This window comes from Streptomyces sp. AB3(2024), from assembly GCF_041862025.1.
In the GTDB taxonomy this organism is placed as follows: Bacteria; Actinomycetota; Actinomycetes; order Streptomycetales; family Streptomycetaceae; genus Streptomyces.
In genome coordinates, this window is record NZ_JBGWAB010000060.1 from 26,547 (window position 1) to 43,981 (window position 17,435).

Genomic DNA, 17,435 nt, shown 5'->3' on the forward strand with positions numbered 1-17,435 from the left:
GACACCCCGTACAACGCTCCCGCCCCCTGCCCGGCCCGCCCGGACTCCGGCCTCCACCCTGACGTGCGTCTCCCCGAACGCCCGCACGCCCGAACACCCGCCCCGCCCGCCGCATGGAGACCGAAGCCCCGTGGCACTCCCGCGCGCCGGGTGATCACCCCGCCCGACGCCCCGTCGCGGGCGCCGGGCGGGGCGGTCACCGCACGCTGGCGCAGCGCGGCACCAGCCCGTCGAGGACGGCGGTACAGGCGGCCTGCAAGGAGGCCTCCAGGTCCGCCGCGTCCTCCGGGCCCCGCGTCCACTGGTAGAGCGTGCCGAGGTAGATGTCGCGCAGCATGTGGCCCGCCAGCTCGACGTCGACGTCCCGCGGTACGTCGCCCCGCTCGCGCCCCGCCCTGATGAACTCGCTGAACATGTGGGCCGCGTACGGGTGCTCGTGGAGCGGGAACCCGGCACGCACCCAGGCGGTCAGCATCGCCTTGGTCTGGGCCGGGTTCCGCAGGCTGATGTCCGCGAGGATGCTCATGCACCGGGACAGGACCTGCCGGGTGGCCTTGTCCTCGGAGCTGGTGAGCCCTTCCGCCTCCAGGCCCTCACGCAGCAACTCCCTCCGCTCCTGCCCCCATTCGGCGATGAGGTCTTCCTTGCGCTGGAAGTGGTTGAAGAAGGTGCCGCGCGCCACATCGGCCCGCTCGGTGATCTCGTCGACCGTGGTCTGGTCGTACCCCTGCTGCGTGAAGAGGACCAGCGCGGCCTCGTAGATCCGGTTCTTGACACGCAGTTTGTTGCGTTCGCGACGGCCCTGCGGTTCCGTCGCGGTGGTGGCCGGTGTGTCTCCCATGCGTACTCCTGTCGCGCGCGGTGTGCGGGGTGGCTCGTCCCGGCTGCCGCCGCCCGTGTTGTGAACGGGGAGCGGGTTCATTCGACCTAGGGCGTGACGGGGTGCCCGCACGGGCCGTCCCATCCACTTGTACCAAGATCCATGAATGAACAATAGTACATTTTTGTGTCCTGTCCGGAATCGGTGAACGGGAGCGCTGGCGTCCGGCCGGCACCGCTCCCACCGGCCTGTTTTCCGGGGCCGGTCAGCCCACGGACCGCGCCGCGGACACCTCGGTCGCCAGACTCCGGAGAGTCTCCCCGCCGAGCAGCCGGAGCAGCGCGATGTCCCGGCCCGTTTCACGTCGTACGCGCCCTCGCAGTTGCGCCGCGGTCACGGAGTCGATGCCGTACGCCTCCAGGGTGCGGCGCAGGTCGAGGCGGTCCCGGGGCATGCCCAGAACCTGGGCTGCCGCGTTCAGGAACACCTCCCCGGCGTCCGCCGCCCCGCCGCTCGCAACCGCGGCCCGCGGCGGCGCCGGAGTACCGGTCCGCTCCTGGAACGTCCCGACGGCGGCGACCGCCGGCGCCGGCAGCCGCACCGGATCGGCGTGCCGCATGGGATCGGCCTGCCGGCCCGCCGCGGAGAGGCGGTCCACCACGCGTGTGAGCGCCCCCATCGGCATGCGCACGCTGTCGCCGAACCACCGCGCCGACCGGTGCACCCGCTCCGGCGATGGCCCGCCGCGGCCGGACGCGCCTCCGAGACGGTGCAGCCGGATCCCGCGGAATTCGGCGAGAACCGTTCCCTCCAAGTCCCTCACCACGACCTCGGCACGAGCCTCCCGGCCCGCCTGACCCGGCGCGAACCGCGCGTGCGCCCAGACCTCGTCACTGAGCGGGCGGTGGAACCGCACCTGCTCGAACGAGGTCACGGCGTAGGTGCTGCCGGCCGGCAGCGACACGGGGACGGCGGCCAGCAGCACCATCAGGCAGCCTTCCCAGGCCGCGTGCGGCGAGGTCGAGGGCCGCCCCAGCTGAGCGACCGCCTCCCCGTCCCTGCGCCACAGGTGCCGCACGGTGCGCAGACCCGGGCCAGGGACGTATCCGCGGCGGGCGACGGCGGCGAAGAACCGGTCCGGTGTCACGTGCGTGGTGCAGCGACCGAGAGCGTCGGCGAGGTGCCCCTGCGCCCACGGTCCCGCGCCCTGCCCCGCGGCCGGTGCGCCGTCGAGGCGTACCCGCGCGCTCAGCCCGGTCCGGGACGTGTCGCCCGCCGTCCGGACCTCCGCGCGCAGCGGACCGGCCCCGGACTCCGTCGCCACATCCAGCGTGAGGACCCCGCCTTCAGGGACGTCGACCACGTCCCCGACCTTCACGTCTTCCAGTAAGACGGAGCCGGCGGGGGCGCTGTCGGCGACCGCCTCGTGCAGCACGGCCAGTTGGAACGTCGGGGGTACGGGGGCCAGCCCGCGCAAGCGGACCACTGCGCCGTCCAGGTCCGCGCTGATCCGGGTGACGCGGACCGCGGGCCGGGCGGGGTCGGCGGACGGCGTCCGGCGCAGTGACTCCGCGTCCCAGGGATAGGCGGGCAGCTTCACCCGACGGGCTGTTCCCCTGAACCAGCGCTCCCAGTCGACCCGGCCTCCGGCGGCGAAGAAGGCGCCGAGCGACCGGGCGAGCGTCAGCGCCTCGTCGGCGGTACGCCGTGTCGTGGAGGCGACGACGGCCGACGCTCCACCGGCCTCCAGGGCGGTGTCCTCGATCGCCGTCAGCAGCAGGGGGTGCGGGCTCATCTCGACGAAGACGCTGTCGGCCTCCTTGACCAGCCGGCGGATGCTGCCGAGGAAGCGGACCGGGCACCTCAGGTTGTCCATCCAGTACGCGGCGTCGAGTTCCGCCCCCGTCAGCATCGATTCGCGGACGGTGGAGTGCAGCGGGATCCGGCCCTCGCGGGGTGCTATGCCGGCCAGCAGCGCGAGCAGGTCCTCGCGCAGCCGGTCCATGACGGGGGAGTGGGAGGCCACGTTCACCCGCACCGAACGGTGGAAGACACCCTCCCGCTCCAGTCGGCGCCCGATGCGCTCCAGGGCGGCGGCGTCCCCGGCGAGCACGGTCGAGGTGGGGGAGTTCTCGGCGGCCACGCAGACACCGCCCTCTTGGGCGGCGACGTCCGCGGCCTGCTCGGGTGACAGGTCGACCGACAGCATCGCGCCCTGCCCCGCGGTGCTCTGCATCAGGGCGCTGCGCCGGCAGATGACGGCCGCGGCGTCGGCGACGCCGAGCGCGCCGGTGACGACGGCGGCCGCGCTCTCGCCCATGCTGTGCCCTACGCACACGTCGGGCTCGACCCCCATGTCGCGCCAGGCGGCGGCCAGGGCCACCTCCATGGCCCACAGGGCGGGCTGGACCGCCGCGACGTCATCGGGGAACTCCCGGGTCGCCGAGGCGAGTACCTCGCGCACCGAGCGGCCCGTCTCGCGGTGCGCGGCCTCGTCGCAGTCCCGGAACGCGCGCGCGAAGGCGGGGGTGGTGGCCATGAGTGACCGGCCCATTCCCGGCCACTGCGAACCCTGCCCGGGGAAGACGAAGACGGTGCGCTTGTCCGTGCCGAAGCCGGCGTCACCGGTACCGGCTCGCTCCGTGACCCGGCCGGCGGCCACGTCGGCCAGTGCGGCGGCCAGTTCGGCGTGATCGGCGCCGGTCGCCCACAGCCGGAGGGGATGGGCGTCACGGTGCAGCGCGGCCGTGGCGCACAGGTCCCACAGCGGCAGCGCGCTGCCGGCCCCGCCGGGGGAGAGGTGATCGGCCCAGGCCCCGGCGAGCCGGCGCAGGGCCTGCTCGGAGCGGGCGCTGAGCACGAGCAGATGGGCGGGCCTGCCCTCGGGCAGTTCCGTGGGGCCGTGTTCGGGCTGAAGGGGCGGGCGTTCGGGCTCGGTGACCACGACGTGCGCGTTGGTTCCGGACAGGCCGAAGGAGCTGACGCCCACGACGGCGGCGCGGCCGTCGGTCTCCAGGCGCTCGTTCCCGGTCACCAGGTGCAGCCGGTTCGCCCCGTCCGTGAGCAGGGGCTGGGGATCCGTCAGGTGCAGGGAGGCGGGGATGATGCCGTGCCGGGCGACGAGGACGGCCTTGATGAGACCGGCGACGCCGGCCGCCGCTTCGGCGTGCCCGATGTTCGACTTCACGGATCCGCACCTCAGCGGCCCCCACCGCGGCCCCCGTTCGCGCGCGGCCGCGGCCAGGACCTGCAGCTCGACGGCGTCGCCCACGGGCGTGCCCGTGCCGTGGGCCTCCACGTAGTCGAGGTCGGAGGGCTCGACGCCCGCGTCCCGCCACGCCCTGCGGACCATGTCGTCCTGGCCCGCGACCGCCGGTTTGATCAGCGATCCGCTGCTGCGCCCGTCGTTGGTCACGGCACTGCCCGGCAGCAGGGCGAGTACGGGGTGGCCGGCCCGCTCGGCGTCTTCGAGACGGCTGAGGACGACGACGCCGATGCCCTCGCTGCGGACGAAGCCGTCCGCGCCGGTGTCCCCGAACTTGCAGCGGCCGTCGGGCGACAGCATGGCCGCCTGGGAGAAGGCGATCGCGTCCAGGGGCGAGAGGATGATGTTGACACCGCCCGCGATGGCCAGGTCCGTCTCGCCGCTCAGCAGGCTCTGGCGGGCCATGTGGACGGCCACCAGGGAAGACGAGCAGGCCGTGTCGACCATCATGCTGGGCCCGCGCAGGTCCAGGTCGTAGGACAGGCGTCCCGAGGCCATGGCACGGAAGTAGCTGCCGGCCGCCTCGCGCAGGCTGTTGCCGTCGACGGTGCTGTGGCGGCCGTAGTCCGCGGTGGCCTGTCCGATGTACACGCCGGTGGCGGAGCCGGCGAGCGTGGACGGGCGTATGCCGGCGTCTTCGAGCGCTTCGCGGACCACCGGAAGCAGCAGCCGGTGCTGCGGGTCGACACTGGCGGCCTCCGCCGGCGAGATCCCGAAGAAGCCGGCGTCGAAGAGGAAGGGGTCGTCCAGGAAGCCGCCGAAACGGCTGACGGTGCGGCCCGGCGTGCCGGACCGCTCGGCGACGTAGGGCGTGATGTCGAAGCGTTCGGGCGGTACGGGCGTGATGCAGTCCCTGTTCGCGATCAGGTTGTCCCAGAACTCCTCTATGCCGCGGGCCTGCGGAAATCTGCACCCCATTCCTACCACCGCGATCACTGTCTCCCCGGTGCGTGCACTCATGAGAACCCCCCTGTCTGCGGTGACGCGGTGGGACCGCGTCAGGGCGCTGCCCCCCGGCAGCGCCGCGCGAGATCGTAGTTCAAGTCTGGACCCCAGGACAATGATGGGCTGAAAGTTCACCTTTGGCTTGAAAGGCTCCGCCCGATGTCACCCGATGCCGCCCGGGCCGCCGGCGCGTCGCCCACCAGGCGTGATGCGGATTCGAGGTGATTGATCGTCACAATCCCGTCGTTGAAAGGGGGAAGAACGACCATGGGCAGCGCGCAGAAACTGGTCTATGGTAAAAACTCGTACTCCAGACCAAGAAAGCACGCCGGTCGTAACATGGATCGCAGGGCAATAAACTGGCGGGTGCTGTACCGGCCACCAGCCCTGCACCGGCCGACCACAGGAACGAGGAGGGGGACCTCGGATGGTTTCGTACGTACACCGACCAGCGCCTTTGCCGAGTGCGCCGGAGCGCCTCGGCGAGGGCACCGCTGGTCCACGGGGACCGGGGACCGGCGCGCCGGCCCCCGTACTGGAGGGGCTGCTGCACCAGGCGGCCCGCCTCCCGTCACTCGCCGCCAAGTACGAACGGGAGCTCGGGCGGCGCACCTTCGCCCTCGCCGACCTCCCCGTACTCACTCCGGGCGAACTGGCCACGGCGACCGCCGAGGCCCTCGCGCTCAACACGGGTGAGGGGCTGCTGTGGGCACACGGCGGCACGCTCGACACCCCGGACCTGACCCTGCTGCCGGAGCAGATGTTCGCCTCCGAGATCCGTAGCGCCTGGAACCCGCTCCACACCGCCGACGTCGTCGCGAACCTGCACCCCGCGGGGAGGATGCAGCCCGACCACTACTTCTTCAACCGCTTCGCCACCGAGTCCGGCGCCACCGTCCTGCCGCTGGGTCCCTTGCCCCAGGGCGCCGAAGACGACTGGCTCCGCTTCCTCGCCCGCCACCACGTCACCGCCATCGCAGCGCCCCCGCAGGCCGTTTCCCGGCTGCTGCGGGCCAGCGTGGCCGGACGGCCGCTCCCGTGGCTGCGCACCCTGATGCTGGGCGGCGCCGCCCACGACACCACCGACGACGGCCTGCTCGCCGCCCACTTCCCCTACACCGCGGTGTGGCGGCTGTACGGCACCCCCACGGCCTGGGTGATCGGGCAGCGCGGCCCGCTCTGCCTGGCCGGCATCTACCACCCGCTGCCCCACCAGCACGTCGAAGCGGTGGACGGGCGGTTGCTCGTCACGACCCTCACGCCCTCGCGGACCCCGGCGCTCATCCGCTACGACACCCAGGAGCGCGGCGAGTTCGCGCACTGCGCGTGCGGCAGGCCGGGACCGGCCCTGCGGGTCCTCGGTACCCGCCCGCCGCTCTTCCGCTTCCACGGACACACCCTGTCCGCCCGTGAACTCGTCGACGTGGCCACCGCCCTCGACGAGGTCACGGCGGCCCAGGTCGCCGTCACCCCCGAAGAGCGGATCCAACTGCGCGTGCGTCTCGCCCCCGGCGTCCCCGAGGACCACCACAGCAACGCCTGGATCAGGTTCCGGGTGGTCGAGAACCATCTCGCCCTCGCGGCGTGCGTCCTCGACCAGCCGGACGAGTTCGAAGTGGTCGCCGTGCACGGGCTCACCGGCACATCCGTCCTGACCACAGAGGAGCGCTGACGTGCCGCACGGCGCCAACAAGGAAACGTCACACCGATGAGAGGAATTGTCATGCCCGATCAGCTCACCTCCATGCAGGACACGGTCACGGCCCAGGCGGACGACGAAATCCTCGTCGCGGTGCGCGCGGTGGCTCCCGAAATCGACGAGATGATCAAGGCCGAGCCGCTGCCCGAGGGCTGGCTGCGCGGCTGGGACGTCGCCGGCGTCGTACTGCGCGCGGCCCCCGAGGGCTTCAGCCCCAAGCCGGGGGACCGGGTCGTGGCCGTGGCCACGAGCACCGAGTGGTCGTCCTGCATGGCGCTGCCCACCGAATACGCCACCGTCCTGCCCGACCACGTGAGCTTCGAGCAGGCGGCGGCACTGCGCGTGGCGGTCCTGACGGCGCTGCGCCTGGTGCGCAGCGCGGGATCCGTCAGCGGCCGGTCCGTCCTGGTGACCGGCGCCGGGGCCGGCATCGGGCGGCTGCTGGTGGAACTGCTCGCCGCGCTGGGCGCCGACGTCACGGCGCTGGTGGCCGACGCCGGCCAGGCAGCCGAGGCCGCGGAGCTGGGCGCGGCGCGGGCGACGGCGGACCCGGCCGGGGTCACCGGCTCCTTCGACATCGTCTACGAGGCGGCCGAGGCGGGCCGGACGGCCGCCGGGCGCGGTTTGACGGCCGACGGAGGCACGGTCTACCTCTACGAGAGCTTCGCCGCGCGCCATGTTGACATCGGCTTCTTCCGGTTCTTCGGCGGCCCCGAGCAGGCCGGCCTGCGTCATTTCGTCTTCCGTACGGCCACCCCGGAGGACCGCGGCCTCGCGCAGCTGCTGGACCTGCTGACCACCGGCGAGCTCTCGCTCGGCCCGGTCGCCGTCGCGCAGACGGCCACGGCCTGATCACATGTGACGGCCTGATGACACGTCATGGGGGGTGCGGCCGTCGGGCCGCACCCCCCATGACGCTTTCGCGTCCCGGCGTCAGCGGGTGGCGCGGGCCACCGGGCCGAGCCACCGGGTCAGTTCGGCGTACAGCCGGTCCGAGTCGCCGGCGTGACCGTGGGCGGCTATGTGCCCGTCGGGCCGCACGAGGTAGTAGCCCTGCCGGCCGCAGCCCGTCGAGGGGCGGGCGGATCCCGCCGACACGTCGACGGCCCGCACCTGCGGCCACGGCGCGGCGAGCGCGCGGGTCTGCGCGCGCCAGGCCGCCCCGTCGCCCGCGCAGGTCACCACCAGGCTCCAGCCGGCGGGCTGTTCGCCGGGGCCGGCGATCCGGTGCGGCAGGGCCAGCTCGCGCGGGAAGACCGCGCCGACGACCAGGCCGCCGGGCAGCTTCGAGCGGAACCGGCACGGCGGACGCCCGGAGGGCACCTGGGTCTCGCGCGTGGCGGGATAGGCCAGCCGGCGGCCCGCCATGACCGGCGCGTAGAGCCCGAACAGCCCGCTCCGCTCGGCCATGCGGAAGGCGACGTCCCGGGCGGCGACCGCGGCGGGCTTCTGCACCATCCACCCGCGGGTCTGGATGTCGGTGTCCCGCACCACCCGACGTGCCACGGCGGCTCGTTCGGGCCCGTAGGTGAGCAGCACGTCGGAGGGAGCCTGACCGTGGAGCACCGCCGCGATCTTCCACGCCAGGTTGTGGGCGTCCTGGATCCCCGTGTTGAGCCCCTGCCCGCCGGCGGGGCTGTGGACGTGCGCCGCGTCCCCCGCGATGAAGACCCGTCCCAGCTGGAACTCGGTGGCGTGGCGGGCGTGGATGCGGAATTCGCTGACCCATACCGGCTCGGTCAGCCGCACGCCGCGCGGCCCGCGTTCGTCCACGATCTTCTGCATGCGCTCGACGCTGACCTTCTCGCCCGCGGGCAGGCTGGAGAAGAACCGGAAGACACCGCCCGGCAGGGCCACGATGACCAGCGCGCCGGCCGACGACTGGTAGTACAGGGCCTGGTCCGGCGGCAGGAACCCCTCGATGCGGGCGTCGACGAGGGCGAAGGCGCTCTCGTACGTACTGCCGGTGAACCCGCCGCCGAGTTGGCCCCGCACCGCGCTGCCCGCGCCGTCGGTGCCCACGACGAACGGGACGCGGGTGCGCTCGATGCGGCCGTCGCCGTGTTCGAGCACGGCCGTGACGTCGGCGGTCGCGTCGATGCGGCCGGAGAAGTCGACGCCCTCCAGCGTGAGCAGCCGCACCCCCCGTTCCACCTTGCCGCCCAGGCTCGCCAGCCGGTCGCGCAGGATCCGCTCGGTCTCGTTCTGCGGCAGGCACACGGGGCTGAGGTGCTGCGGGAAGTCGAACCCGGCCAGGCGCCGGCGCTCGGAGAAGTAGCTGAAGGTGTTGATCTGGATGCCCGCCTCGCGCAGCTCGCCGAGGACGCCGAGGTCCTCGAAGAGGTCGATGCTGCGCGGCCACACCAGCAGGGCCTTGGGGAAGGGCGAGGGCTCCGTCGCGCGGTCGATGATGCGCACGCGTACGCCCCTGCGCAGCAGTTCGCACGCCGCCGTCATCCCGGTCGGCCCCGCCCCCACGACGAGCACGTCGCAGGGCTCGGGCGCCACGGCCGTCCGCGCCGGTTCTGAGGTGCTCGGCATATCTGTTCCGCCTCTCATTGACGACAACCATCAAATCTCTTATGTTTCTTCGAAACCTTACATGCCGCTTCGAGGCCTGGCGAGAGGAACGGGCCATTGAAGCGGACACCTCGCCGACGCCGCTCGACACGGCGTCCCCACCGATCGGGAGCGCCTGGCGATCCCCCGTTACCCAGGCGCTCCCTCCCCCCTCCCGGGCACCCCCCTCCCGGTCACCCCCCCCCCGCACCCGAACACCCATCGACCGAAAGCAGGATGAAGATGCGATACCGCTACCTGGGCGACACCGGACTGTCCGTGTCGGAGCTGTGCTTCGGCGCCATGACGTTCGGCGGCGGGGCCTCCTTCCTGGGCGCCGCCGACCGCAACTGGTCGGAGTTCGGCACAGTCCAGGACGGGAACGTCGAGCAGATGATGAGCCAGGCCCTCGACGCCGGCATCAACTTCTTCGACACCGCCGACGTCTACAAGAACGGCATGGGCGAGGAGTTCTTCGGCCGCACCCTCGGCAAGGTCCGCGACCGCGTCATCATCGGGACCAAGGGCCGCTGGCGCATCACGGACGACCCGAACGACATCGGCGCCACGCGCCACCACCTCTACGCGGCCGTCGAGAACAGCCTCCGGCGCCTGAACACCGACTACATCGACCTCTACCACATCCACGGCTTCGACCCGCGCACCTCGCTCGACGAGACGCTGCGCGTCCTCGACGACCTGATCCGCTCGGGCAAGATCCGCTACATCGGCGTCTCCAACTTCGCCGGCTGGCAGCTCATGAAGGCCCTTTCGGTCTCCGACCGCCGCAACCTCAGCCGCTTCGTCTGCTACCAGGGCTACTACAACATCGCCGCCCGCGACCTCGAACGGGAGATCGTGCCGCTCGCCGTCGACCAGAACGTCGGCATCACCGCCTGGTCCCCGCTGGCCGGCGGGTTCCTGACGGGCAAGTACCGCCGCGGCGAGGGCCGTCCCGAGGGCAGCCGTCTGTCCCAGCGCACCCCCGCCGAATCGGCTCCGCTGACCGACGAGGACCAGGCCTACGACATCGTCGACACCATGGCGCAGGTCGCCGAGGAGCGCGGCGCCACCGTCGCGCAGGTCGCCATCAACTGGGTGCTCGCCAAGCCCGGCATCACCTCGGCCGTCATCGGCGCGACCAAGCCGCACCAGCTCGCCGACAACCTCCGGGCGATGGAGTGGACGCTCAGCGAGGACGAACTCGCCCGCCTCGACAAGGTCAGCGAGACCGTCGCCCCCTACCCGTACTGGCACATCGGCACCGTCGGCGCCGACCGCAAGCAGCCGGGCGACGTCTACCCGGCCTGATCACCACCACCTGGCGCGCTGCGCGGGCGACAACTGCGCAGCCGTGGAGGGACGACCCGTCGTGTCGTCCCTCCACCCGCTGTGCCCCGCGCCCGCGTCGGTCCGTGCACCGACAGTGAGCAGGAACCCTCACCGCGAACAGAAAGCCAGGCCACCACCATGACCATTGCCACCGAGGTCGCCACCGAGGCGCTCCCGGAACTCGACTACGCCCGTACCGTCGACCGCCTCCTCGTCCACCGGGACGCCCTGGGAGAGGTGTTCCTGACGGACCTGCAGCCACTGGGTGACACCAGATACGCGGCGGCGGCGCAGCTGCCCCGCTCGCACGCCTACTACGGCGACCACCTGCTCCGCCCCGCCCACCACGATCCCCTGCTGATACTCGAAGCGTGCCGCCAGGCCACCCTCGCGGGCGCCCACCGCTTCTTCGGCGTACCGGCCGACAACAAGTTCATCCTCACCCACCTGGGCCTGCGTATCGAACGCCCCGAGCTGGTGTTCGTCGGCACCGCGCCGTTCCGCCTCGCCATGCACGTACGCATCGTCAAGCGCATGGAACGCGAGGGCCGGGTCACCGGCCTCGACTACGAGATCACCCTGTCCGGCGGCGGCGCCGTCTTCGGCACCGCGTCCGTCGGACTGCGGTTCAAGGACCCCAACGGCTACCTCACCCTGCGGCTGAACAACCGTGACGGAATGGCCCTGCCGTCCTCCGCCTCGTACCCGGCCGTCACCCCCGGCGCGCCCATGGCCCCGCACCTGGTGGGCCGCGCCAACCCCGACAACGTCGTCCTGCTGGACGGCGTCGTCGTCGGTGAGAGCGCGCAGGCGCTGCTGCGCATCCCGGCCCGGCACGCCAGCCTCTTCGACCACCCGCAGGACCACCTGCCCGGCATGGTGATCGCCGAGGGCGCCCGGCAGCTCGCCCTGTTCGCCGCGCTCGAAGTCCGCGGGCTCTCCGCCTCCAAGACCCTGCTCACCGCGCTCGACGTGCGGTTCACCCGTTTCGGGGAGCTGGAGGACGACACCGTGCTGAGCGCCGTCGTGGGCAGCTCCGGCCGTGGCCACCACCCGGCCGAGGCCCCCGTCGACTACACCCTCGGCGGCGTCCTGGCCGCCGTCGACGAGGAGGAGCAGCGACCCGAGGACCTGCGGGTCGGCGTCGAGGCGACGCAGAAGGGAGAGGTGCTGTGCACCTTCGCCTTCACGCTCACCCGCATGACGGCATGACCCGCGCTGCGCCGACGAAGGGGCCGAGATGACCAGCACCACACGGACCGCGGCGTTCTCCGACGTGGACGAGACGCTGATCCGCGTCAAGAGCATGTTCCGCTTCCTGGAGTTCTACCTGCGCGGGCGGGGGGAGCCGCCGGCCACCTTCGAGCGGCTGACGGGCGAACTGCGGCAGGCCGCGCTGCGCGGCGCCGCACGCGCGGACGTCAACCGCCGCTACTACCGCCTGCTGCGCGGCGAGAGCGCGAGACGGCTGGCGGACGAGGGGCGCCGCTGGTTCGCCACCGAGTGGCGGGAGCTGGCCGAGGGCCTCTACGTGCCCGAGGTCGAAGAGGCCCTGGCCGCCCACCGCAAGGCCGGACGGGACGTGGTCCTGGTATCAGGATCCTTCTTCGGCCCGCTCGACCCCATCGCGGCGGACGTGGGCGCCTCGGCCGTCCTGGCCACCCGTCCCGTGATCCGCCGGGGCGAGCTCACCGGAGATGTGCTGGCCCCGATGATCGGCGAGACCAAGGGGCGCGCCGTCCGCCTGACCGCACCGCTCGCCGGGCTGGACCTCGCCGGCAGCTGGGCGTACGGCGACCACGGCAGCGACCTGCCGATGCTCAGGGCGGTCGGCCATCCTGTGGTCGTCGGCTACGACCCGGAGCTCGCGGTGCACGCTTCCGCGCCGGGATGGGGACGTCTGCTGCCCGGACCGGCGCGGCGATGACAACGGCCGGGCCCCTCGCCAGGGCCCGGCGCCACCAGCGGGCCGCACCCGGCGGTCCGTCCGGAACAGGGGGAGTGACCCAATGACCCGCATCGGAATCGTGTCCACCGGCTCGTACCTGCCCGACACCGTGGTCGGCAACGAGGAGATCGCGCGCGGAGCGGGGGTGAGCGACGAATGGATCGTCCGCAAGACCGGCATCCGTGAGAGGCGCCGGGCCGACGACCGCGACGCCACCTCGGACCTCGCGGCCCGCGCCGCCCTCGCGGCGCTGGAGCAGGCGGGCGTGGAGCCGCAGGACGTCGCGTACATCGTGCTCGCGACCTCCACGCCCGACCATCCACAGCCCGCGACCGCGAGCATCGTGCAGCACCTCATCGGCGCGGTGAACGCCGCCGCCTTCGACATCAACGCCGTGTGCAGCGGCTTCGTCTACGCCACGACCGTCGCCGAGCGGCTCCTGCGCGCCGCGGAGGAGGGCCGCTACGCCCTGGTCATCGGCGCGGACATCTACTCGCGCATCCTGGACTACTCCGACAGCAAGACCGCCATCCTCTTCGGCGACGGCGCGGGCGCGGTGCTGCTCGGCGCGGTGCCCGAGGGCCGCGGCATCACGGAGACCAGTCTGCTCAGCCGTGGCGACCAGTACCGGCTGATCAGCGTTCCGGCCGGTGGCAGCCGCATGCCGGCGAACGACCGCACGCTGAGCGAGGGGGCCCACTTCTTCCGCATGGACGGCCGCGGGGTGCGCTCGTTCGTGCAGGACAACCTGCCGTCGGCCCTGCACGAACTGCTCGACCGGGCCGGGGTGGAGCGCGAGCAGGTCCGGCACTTCGTACCGCACCAGGCCAACGGCGTCATGCTCGGCGAGGTATGGCCCGAGCTGGGGCTGCCCCGGGCGACCATGCACCTCGCCATGGAGGAGTACGGCAACACCGGCTCCGCTTCGGTGCCCATCACGCTCGACGCGGCACACCGGCGCGGGGAGTTCGCCGACGGGGAGACCGTACTGATGGCCGGCTTCGGCGGCGGGATGACGGTGGGGGTGGTGCTGACCCGGTGGGCGCCCACCGCCTTCGCGCGGCCCCGGAGCCAGGAACTCACGGCGGTGGTCTGAGCCGTGGCCGAGCACCCCACCGCGACGGCGTCCGTCGCACACGACCCCGAGCTCATCAGGCTGATCGAACGGTACGTCGCCCGGCGCAGGCGGGAGCGTCTGCGCCGGGCCGTCGAACGGTCCCTCGCCGAACGGCTGCTGGGCGAGGCCCAGCCGCACGGGCGGCACGGGCCCCACTCACCGGAGTATCAGCTGTCGAGTGGATAGCCTATGGCGAACAGGCATAAGATGTCTTATGCTCTGTTGAAGTCATCCGACCATGCGCAATCACGCAACTCTCAAGCAGGAGGAGAACTGTGTCCGACCACAGTTCAAACGGCCGCCCCAGCACCATGGCGATCACCGTGGGCCTGTTCTTACTGGCACTGAACTTACGACCGGCGCTCGGCGCCGTATCCCCCGTACTCAACGACATCCAGGGGTCCTTGAACCTGTCCGATTCGGCGGTCAGCCTGCTCACCACCCTGCCCGTGGTGTGCCTGGGCGTCTTCGCCGCCGTCTCGCCCGCCCTCTCCCGCCGGCTGGGCACCCCCGTCGCGCTGGTGCTGGGCTTCGTACTCCTGATCGCAGGCATCCTGATCCGGCTCGAAACCGCCGCCTGGGCCATGTTCCTGGGCACCGCGCTCGCGGGAGCGGGCCTCGCCATCGGCAACGTCCTCATGCCCGCGGTCATCAAGAGCGCCTTCCCCGACCGGGTCCGGCTCTACACCGGCATCGCCACCGCCGCGCTCAGCGCCGGAGCCGCACTGTCCGCGGGCATCGCGGTACCCCTGCGGGACAGCGTCGGGGGCTGGAGCAACTCCCTGGCCCTGTGGGCCCTTCCCGCCGCCGTAGGCCTGCTGGTCTGGCTGCCCCTGTCCAAGCGGTCCTCCCGGCCCGCGGCCACCGCCGCCCCCACCGGCGACAAGGGATCGCTGCTCGGCGACGCCATGGCCTGGCAGGTCACCGGCTACCTCGCCCTGCGCGCCCTGGCCTACTTCACGGCCCTGGGCTGGCTGCCGACCGTCCTGGTCGACTTCGGCTACAGCAACTCCTCGGCCGGCGCCATGCTGTCCCTGGCCATGCTCATCAGCGTGCCGGGCGCCCTGGTCGCTCCGGTGCTGGTCGGGCGCAGCGGAACCGCCCCCATCGTGACCGTCATCGCCGTCGCGGGCGCGGCGAGCCTCCTCGGCCTGCTGTTCCTCCCGGGGGCCGCCGTCCTGTGGGTCGCCCTCCTGGGCCTGACGCTCGGCGCCGGCCACGCGATGGCCCTGACCTTCATCGGTCTGCGCTCCGAGAACCCGCAGACCGCCGCGCAGCTGTCCGGCATGGTGCAGACCATCGGCTACCTGGTCGGCGGCATCGCCGGCCCGCTGCTGCTCGGCCTCCTGCACGGCGCCACCGACAGCTGGACCGTCTCGCTGGTCCTCCTCGCCGTCTTCACCCTGCCCGAGCTGGTCTTCGGCCTGTGCTCCAGCCGCAACCGCTTCGTGCGCCCCCGCCGCACGGCGCAGCAGCCGGCCGCCACCCCCGCCCCCGCCCCGAATCCCGCACTCGTCGACTGACCGCCCCCCCCGGCGAACACACCCCCACCCCCCCACACACACCCACATCCCCCGCGACGCCTCGCCCCGCCGCCACTGCGGTGAGGCGGCCGAGGCGTGCCCCGTACCCACCACCAGGAGATCCCGTGTACCACGTCGCCGTTGCCTTCGACGTCCTGCCCGAGCACCACGAGGAGTTCATCGCGGCCAGCCACGAGGACGCCCGCGAGTCGGCCGTGGACGAACCGTTCACCCAGCGCTTCGAGCTCGTCGTCGACGAGAACGACCCCAACCGCTTCTACCTCGACGAGGTCTACGACGACGCGGCCTCGTTCGACAAGCACATGGCCGGCCCCCACTTCGCCCGTTTCTTCGAGCGGATCGGCGACATCGCCGAAGGCCCCACCTGGCTCATCCGCGGCACCCGCGTCATCGACCCGACCAGCACCTGAGCCCCCCCGGCCGGACCCGACCGGCCCGCAGACCACAGAGGAGGACTCCATGTGCAGTCCCGACGTCATGAAGCTCGTCCACGGACAGGACGGCCACCACTGCGGCGGTCATCCCGGCACGGACACCGAAACCGCCACGACCGCCGAGGCCCGGGAGGCCCCGCGCCCCGCGCGCGCGCCGGCCCCGCTGATCCGGGGCAGCCGGGTCAGCGACCTCACGCACACCTTCGGCAACGATTTCCCCGTACTGGAACCGATCGTCCTCAAGCCCAACATCGACCACTTCGCCCACATCGCGGACGAAGGGTTCAACGCCAACAAGCTGGAGATCGACGAGCACACCGGAACCCACGTGGACGGCCCCGCACACCTCGTGGACGGGCCCATCTACACCGACGAGATCCCCATCGACCGCTTGATCGCCCCGCTCTGCGTCATCCGCATCGGCGAACGCGTCGCCAAGGACCACGACGCCACCCTGACCGCCGACGACATCCTGGCGTACGAGAGCCGCCACGGCCGGATCCCCGACGGCGCCCTGGTCGTCATGGACTCGGGCTGGTGCGACCGGATCAACACACCGGGGGCCTACATCAACCGGGACGCCGACGGCGTTCCGCACTTCCCCGGCCTGGGCTTCGACGCCGCCGAGTTCCTCGTGCGCGAGCGTTCGATCGTCGCCGCCGGCACCGACACCCCCAGCCTCGACGCCTCGAAGAACCTGCAGATCGACGACCCCGGCGCACACCGCATCATCCTCGGCGACATGCGCTACGGCGTCGAGAACATCGCCAACCTCGACACCGTGCCCGACTTCGGGGCCACCGTCCTCGTCGGACTGATCAAACACCGCAAGGGCTTCGCCGGCCCCTGCGGGGTGTTGGGCATCTACTGACCGGACCACCTCGCGGGGGGGGGGGCGAACCGGCGCGCCCCCCCCTCCGCCATGCGACAGGAAGCAGGAAGGACCCCCATGACGAAGCCGGACCGCCGGTACGCCCTGATCACCGGTGCCAACAAGGGCCTGGGCCGGGAAACCGCACGCCAGTTGGGCCGGATGGGCATGACCGTGCTGATCGGCGCCCGTGACGCGGCCCGCGGCGAGAAAACCGCGGACGAACTGCGCCACCACGGCATCGACGCCCGCTTCGTGCACCTCGACGTCACCGACGAAGCCACCGTCCGGGCGGCCGCCGCGGCCGTCGAGGAGGACTTCGGGCGCCTGGACGTCCTGGTCAACAACGCCGGCATCGTCGAGGACGACATCGAACCCAGCGCCACGACGGCAGGTCTCGCCCGCGACATCTACGCGACGAACGTCTTCGGCGTCATCACCACCACGCACGCCCTGCTGCCCCTGCTGCGCGCATCGCCCGCGGGCCGTGTGGTCAACCTCTCCAGCCGCCTCGGCTCCCTCGCCAAGGCCGCCGACCTGTCATCACCACACCGGCAGCTGCTCGCCTACAACTCCTCCAAGGCGGCGCTCAACTCACTCACCCTGCACTACGCACGCGAGTTCGCCGGCACCCCCCTGAAGATCAACTCCGCCACACCCGGGTACGTGGCCACCGACCTCAACGGACATCAGGGCACCCGCACCGTCGAGGAGGGCGCCCGCATCGTCGTCCACCTGGCCACCCTCGACGAGAACGGCCCCACCGGCGGCTTCTTCGACGAGGACGGCCCCGTCGCCTGGTAGGTCCCGAAGAACCTCGGCGGGGGGGCGGCCGCGGGGGGGGGGGGGGGGGGGGGGGGGGGGGGGGGGGGGGGGGGGGGGGGGGGGGGGGGGGGGGGGG

The 17,435-nt window shown here is 72.3% G+C and carries 14 protein-coding genes; 11 read left to right on the top strand and 3 right to left on the bottom strand.

All coding sequences use genetic code 11. The features are described from left to right. Window positions 1–196: 196 nt before the first annotated feature. Together ACEPPI_RS22830 and ACEPPI_RS22835 are read right to left on the bottom strand one after the other, a co-directional pair. The gene (locus tag ACEPPI_RS22830; RefSeq protein WP_373917106.1) at window positions 197–841 is read right to left on the bottom strand and encodes a TetR/AcrR family transcriptional regulator; all 645 of its coding nucleotides are present in this window, start codon (window positions 839–841) and stop codon (window positions 197–199) included. A gap of 244 nt (window positions 842–1,085) precedes the next feature. Beyond that, entirely contained in the window at window positions 1,086–5,045 is a 3,960-nt protein-coding gene (locus tag ACEPPI_RS22835) for a type I polyketide synthase (protein ID WP_373917107.1), read from the bottom strand. A 412-nt stretch (window positions 5,046–5,457) separates the two neighbouring features. On the opposite strand from ACEPPI_RS22835, the gene ACEPPI_RS22840 reads away from it, so the two are divergent. Together ACEPPI_RS22840 and ACEPPI_RS22845 are read left to right on the top strand one after the other, a co-directional pair. Continuing rightward, window positions 5,458–6,702: a hypothetical protein gene (locus tag ACEPPI_RS22840; RefSeq protein ID WP_373917108.1), complete on the top strand. Its 1,245-nt coding sequence runs from the start codon at window positions 5,458–5,460 to the stop codon at window positions 6,700–6,702. Between the two features lie 51 nt (window positions 6,703–6,753). Further along, window positions 6,754–7,581 (top strand): alcohol dehydrogenase, encoded by an 828-nt coding sequence (locus tag ACEPPI_RS22845; protein WP_373917109.1) that lies wholly within the window; start codon window positions 6,754–6,756, stop codon window positions 7,579–7,581. 81 nt (window positions 7,582–7,662) lie between these two features. Here ACEPPI_RS22845 and ACEPPI_RS22850 read toward each other — a convergent pair whose 3' ends face one another. Then, window positions 7,663–9,270 (bottom strand): FAD-dependent monooxygenase, encoded by a 1,608-nt coding sequence (locus ACEPPI_RS22850; RefSeq protein WP_373917110.1) that lies wholly within the window; start codon window positions 9,268–9,270, stop codon window positions 7,663–7,665. A 255-nt stretch (window positions 9,271–9,525) separates the two neighbouring features. Between ACEPPI_RS22850 and ACEPPI_RS22855 the strand changes: the two genes are divergently transcribed. The 9 genes from ACEPPI_RS22855 to ACEPPI_RS22895 all read left to right on the top strand — a co-directional run bounded on the left by ACEPPI_RS22855 (window position 9,526) and on the right by ACEPPI_RS22895 (window position 17,338). Then, window positions 9,526–10,599: an aldo/keto reductase gene (locus tag ACEPPI_RS22855; RefSeq protein WP_373917111.1), complete on the top strand. Its 1,074-nt coding sequence runs from the start codon at window positions 9,526–9,528 to the stop codon at window positions 10,597–10,599. Window positions 10,600–10,758: 159 nt separating this feature from the next. Further along, a complete protein-coding gene (locus ACEPPI_RS22860; RefSeq protein ID WP_373917112.1) occupies window positions 10,759–11,832 on the top strand; it encodes a ScbA/BarX family gamma-butyrolactone biosynthesis protein in 1,074 nt (357 codons plus the stop codon). 28 nt (window positions 11,833–11,860) lie between these two features. After that, complete coding sequence (locus tag ACEPPI_RS22865) at window positions 11,861–12,547, top strand: HAD family hydrolase (protein ID WP_373917113.1); 687 nt, start codon at window positions 11,861–11,863, stop codon at window positions 12,545–12,547. 82 nt (window positions 12,548–12,629) lie between these two features. After that, window positions 12,630–13,664: a 3-oxoacyl-ACP synthase III family protein gene (locus tag ACEPPI_RS22870; RefSeq protein WP_373917114.1), complete on the top strand. Its 1,035-nt coding sequence runs from the start codon at window positions 12,630–12,632 to the stop codon at window positions 13,662–13,664. 3 nt (window positions 13,665–13,667) lie between these two features. After that, entirely contained in the window at window positions 13,668–13,871 is a 204-nt protein-coding gene (locus ACEPPI_RS22875) for a hypothetical protein (protein WP_373917115.1), read from the top strand. A gap of 137 nt (window positions 13,872–14,008) precedes the next feature. Next, the gene (locus ACEPPI_RS22880; protein ID WP_373917116.1) at window positions 14,009–15,208 is read left to right on the top strand and encodes an MFS transporter; all 1,200 of its coding nucleotides are present in this window, start codon (window positions 14,009–14,011) and stop codon (window positions 15,206–15,208) included. 125 nt (window positions 15,209–15,333) lie between these two features. Further along, window positions 15,334–15,639 (top strand): putative quinol monooxygenase, encoded by a 306-nt coding sequence (locus tag ACEPPI_RS22885; protein WP_373917117.1) that lies wholly within the window; start codon window positions 15,334–15,336, stop codon window positions 15,637–15,639. A 49-nt stretch (window positions 15,640–15,688) separates the two neighbouring features. After that, the gene (locus ACEPPI_RS22890) at window positions 15,689–16,534 is read left to right on the top strand and encodes a cyclase family protein (RefSeq protein WP_373917118.1); all 846 of its coding nucleotides are present in this window, start codon (window positions 15,689–15,691) and stop codon (window positions 16,532–16,534) included. Between the two features lie 78 nt (window positions 16,535–16,612). Continuing rightward, window positions 16,613–17,338, top strand: coding sequence for an SDR family oxidoreductase (locus ACEPPI_RS22895; RefSeq protein WP_373917119.1), 726 nt, complete (start codon window positions 16,613–16,615; stop codon window positions 17,336–17,338). Window positions 17,339–17,435: the final 97 nt, after the last annotated feature.

Bases quoted from the DNA above. Each gene is read 5' to 3' on its own strand.
- ACEPPI_RS22830 (WP_373917106.1), bottom strand. From the start codon at position 841: ATGGGAGACACACCGGCCACCACCGCGACGGAACCGCAGGGCCGTCGC.
- ACEPPI_RS22835 (WP_373917107.1), bottom strand. From the start codon at position 5,045: ATGAGTGCACGCACCGGGGAGACAGTGATCGCGGTGGTAGGAATGGGG.
- ACEPPI_RS22840 (WP_373917108.1), top strand. From the start codon at position 5,458: ATGGTTTCGTACGTACACCGACCAGCGCCTTTGCCGAGTGCGCCGGAG.
- ACEPPI_RS22845 (WP_373917109.1), top strand. From the start codon at position 6,754: ATGCCCGATCAGCTCACCTCCATGCAGGACACGGTCACGGCCCAGGCG.
- ACEPPI_RS22850 (WP_373917110.1), bottom strand. From the start codon at position 9,270: ATGCCGAGCACCTCAGAACCGGCGCGGACGGCCGTGGCGCCCGAGCCC.
- ACEPPI_RS22855 (WP_373917111.1), top strand. From the start codon at position 9,526: ATGAAGATGCGATACCGCTACCTGGGCGACACCGGACTGTCCGTGTCG.
- ACEPPI_RS22860 (WP_373917112.1), top strand. From the start codon at position 10,759: ATGACCATTGCCACCGAGGTCGCCACCGAGGCGCTCCCGGAACTCGAC.
- ACEPPI_RS22865 (WP_373917113.1), top strand. From the start codon at position 11,861: ATGACCAGCACCACACGGACCGCGGCGTTCTCCGACGTGGACGAGACG.
- ACEPPI_RS22870 (WP_373917114.1), top strand. From the start codon at position 12,630: ATGACCCGCATCGGAATCGTGTCCACCGGCTCGTACCTGCCCGACACC.
- ACEPPI_RS22890 (WP_373917118.1), top strand. From the start codon at position 15,689: ATGTGCAGTCCCGACGTCATGAAGCTCGTCCACGGACAGGACGGCCAC.
- ACEPPI_RS22895 (WP_373917119.1), top strand. From the start codon at position 16,613: ATGACGAAGCCGGACCGCCGGTACGCCCTGATCACCGGTGCCAACAAG.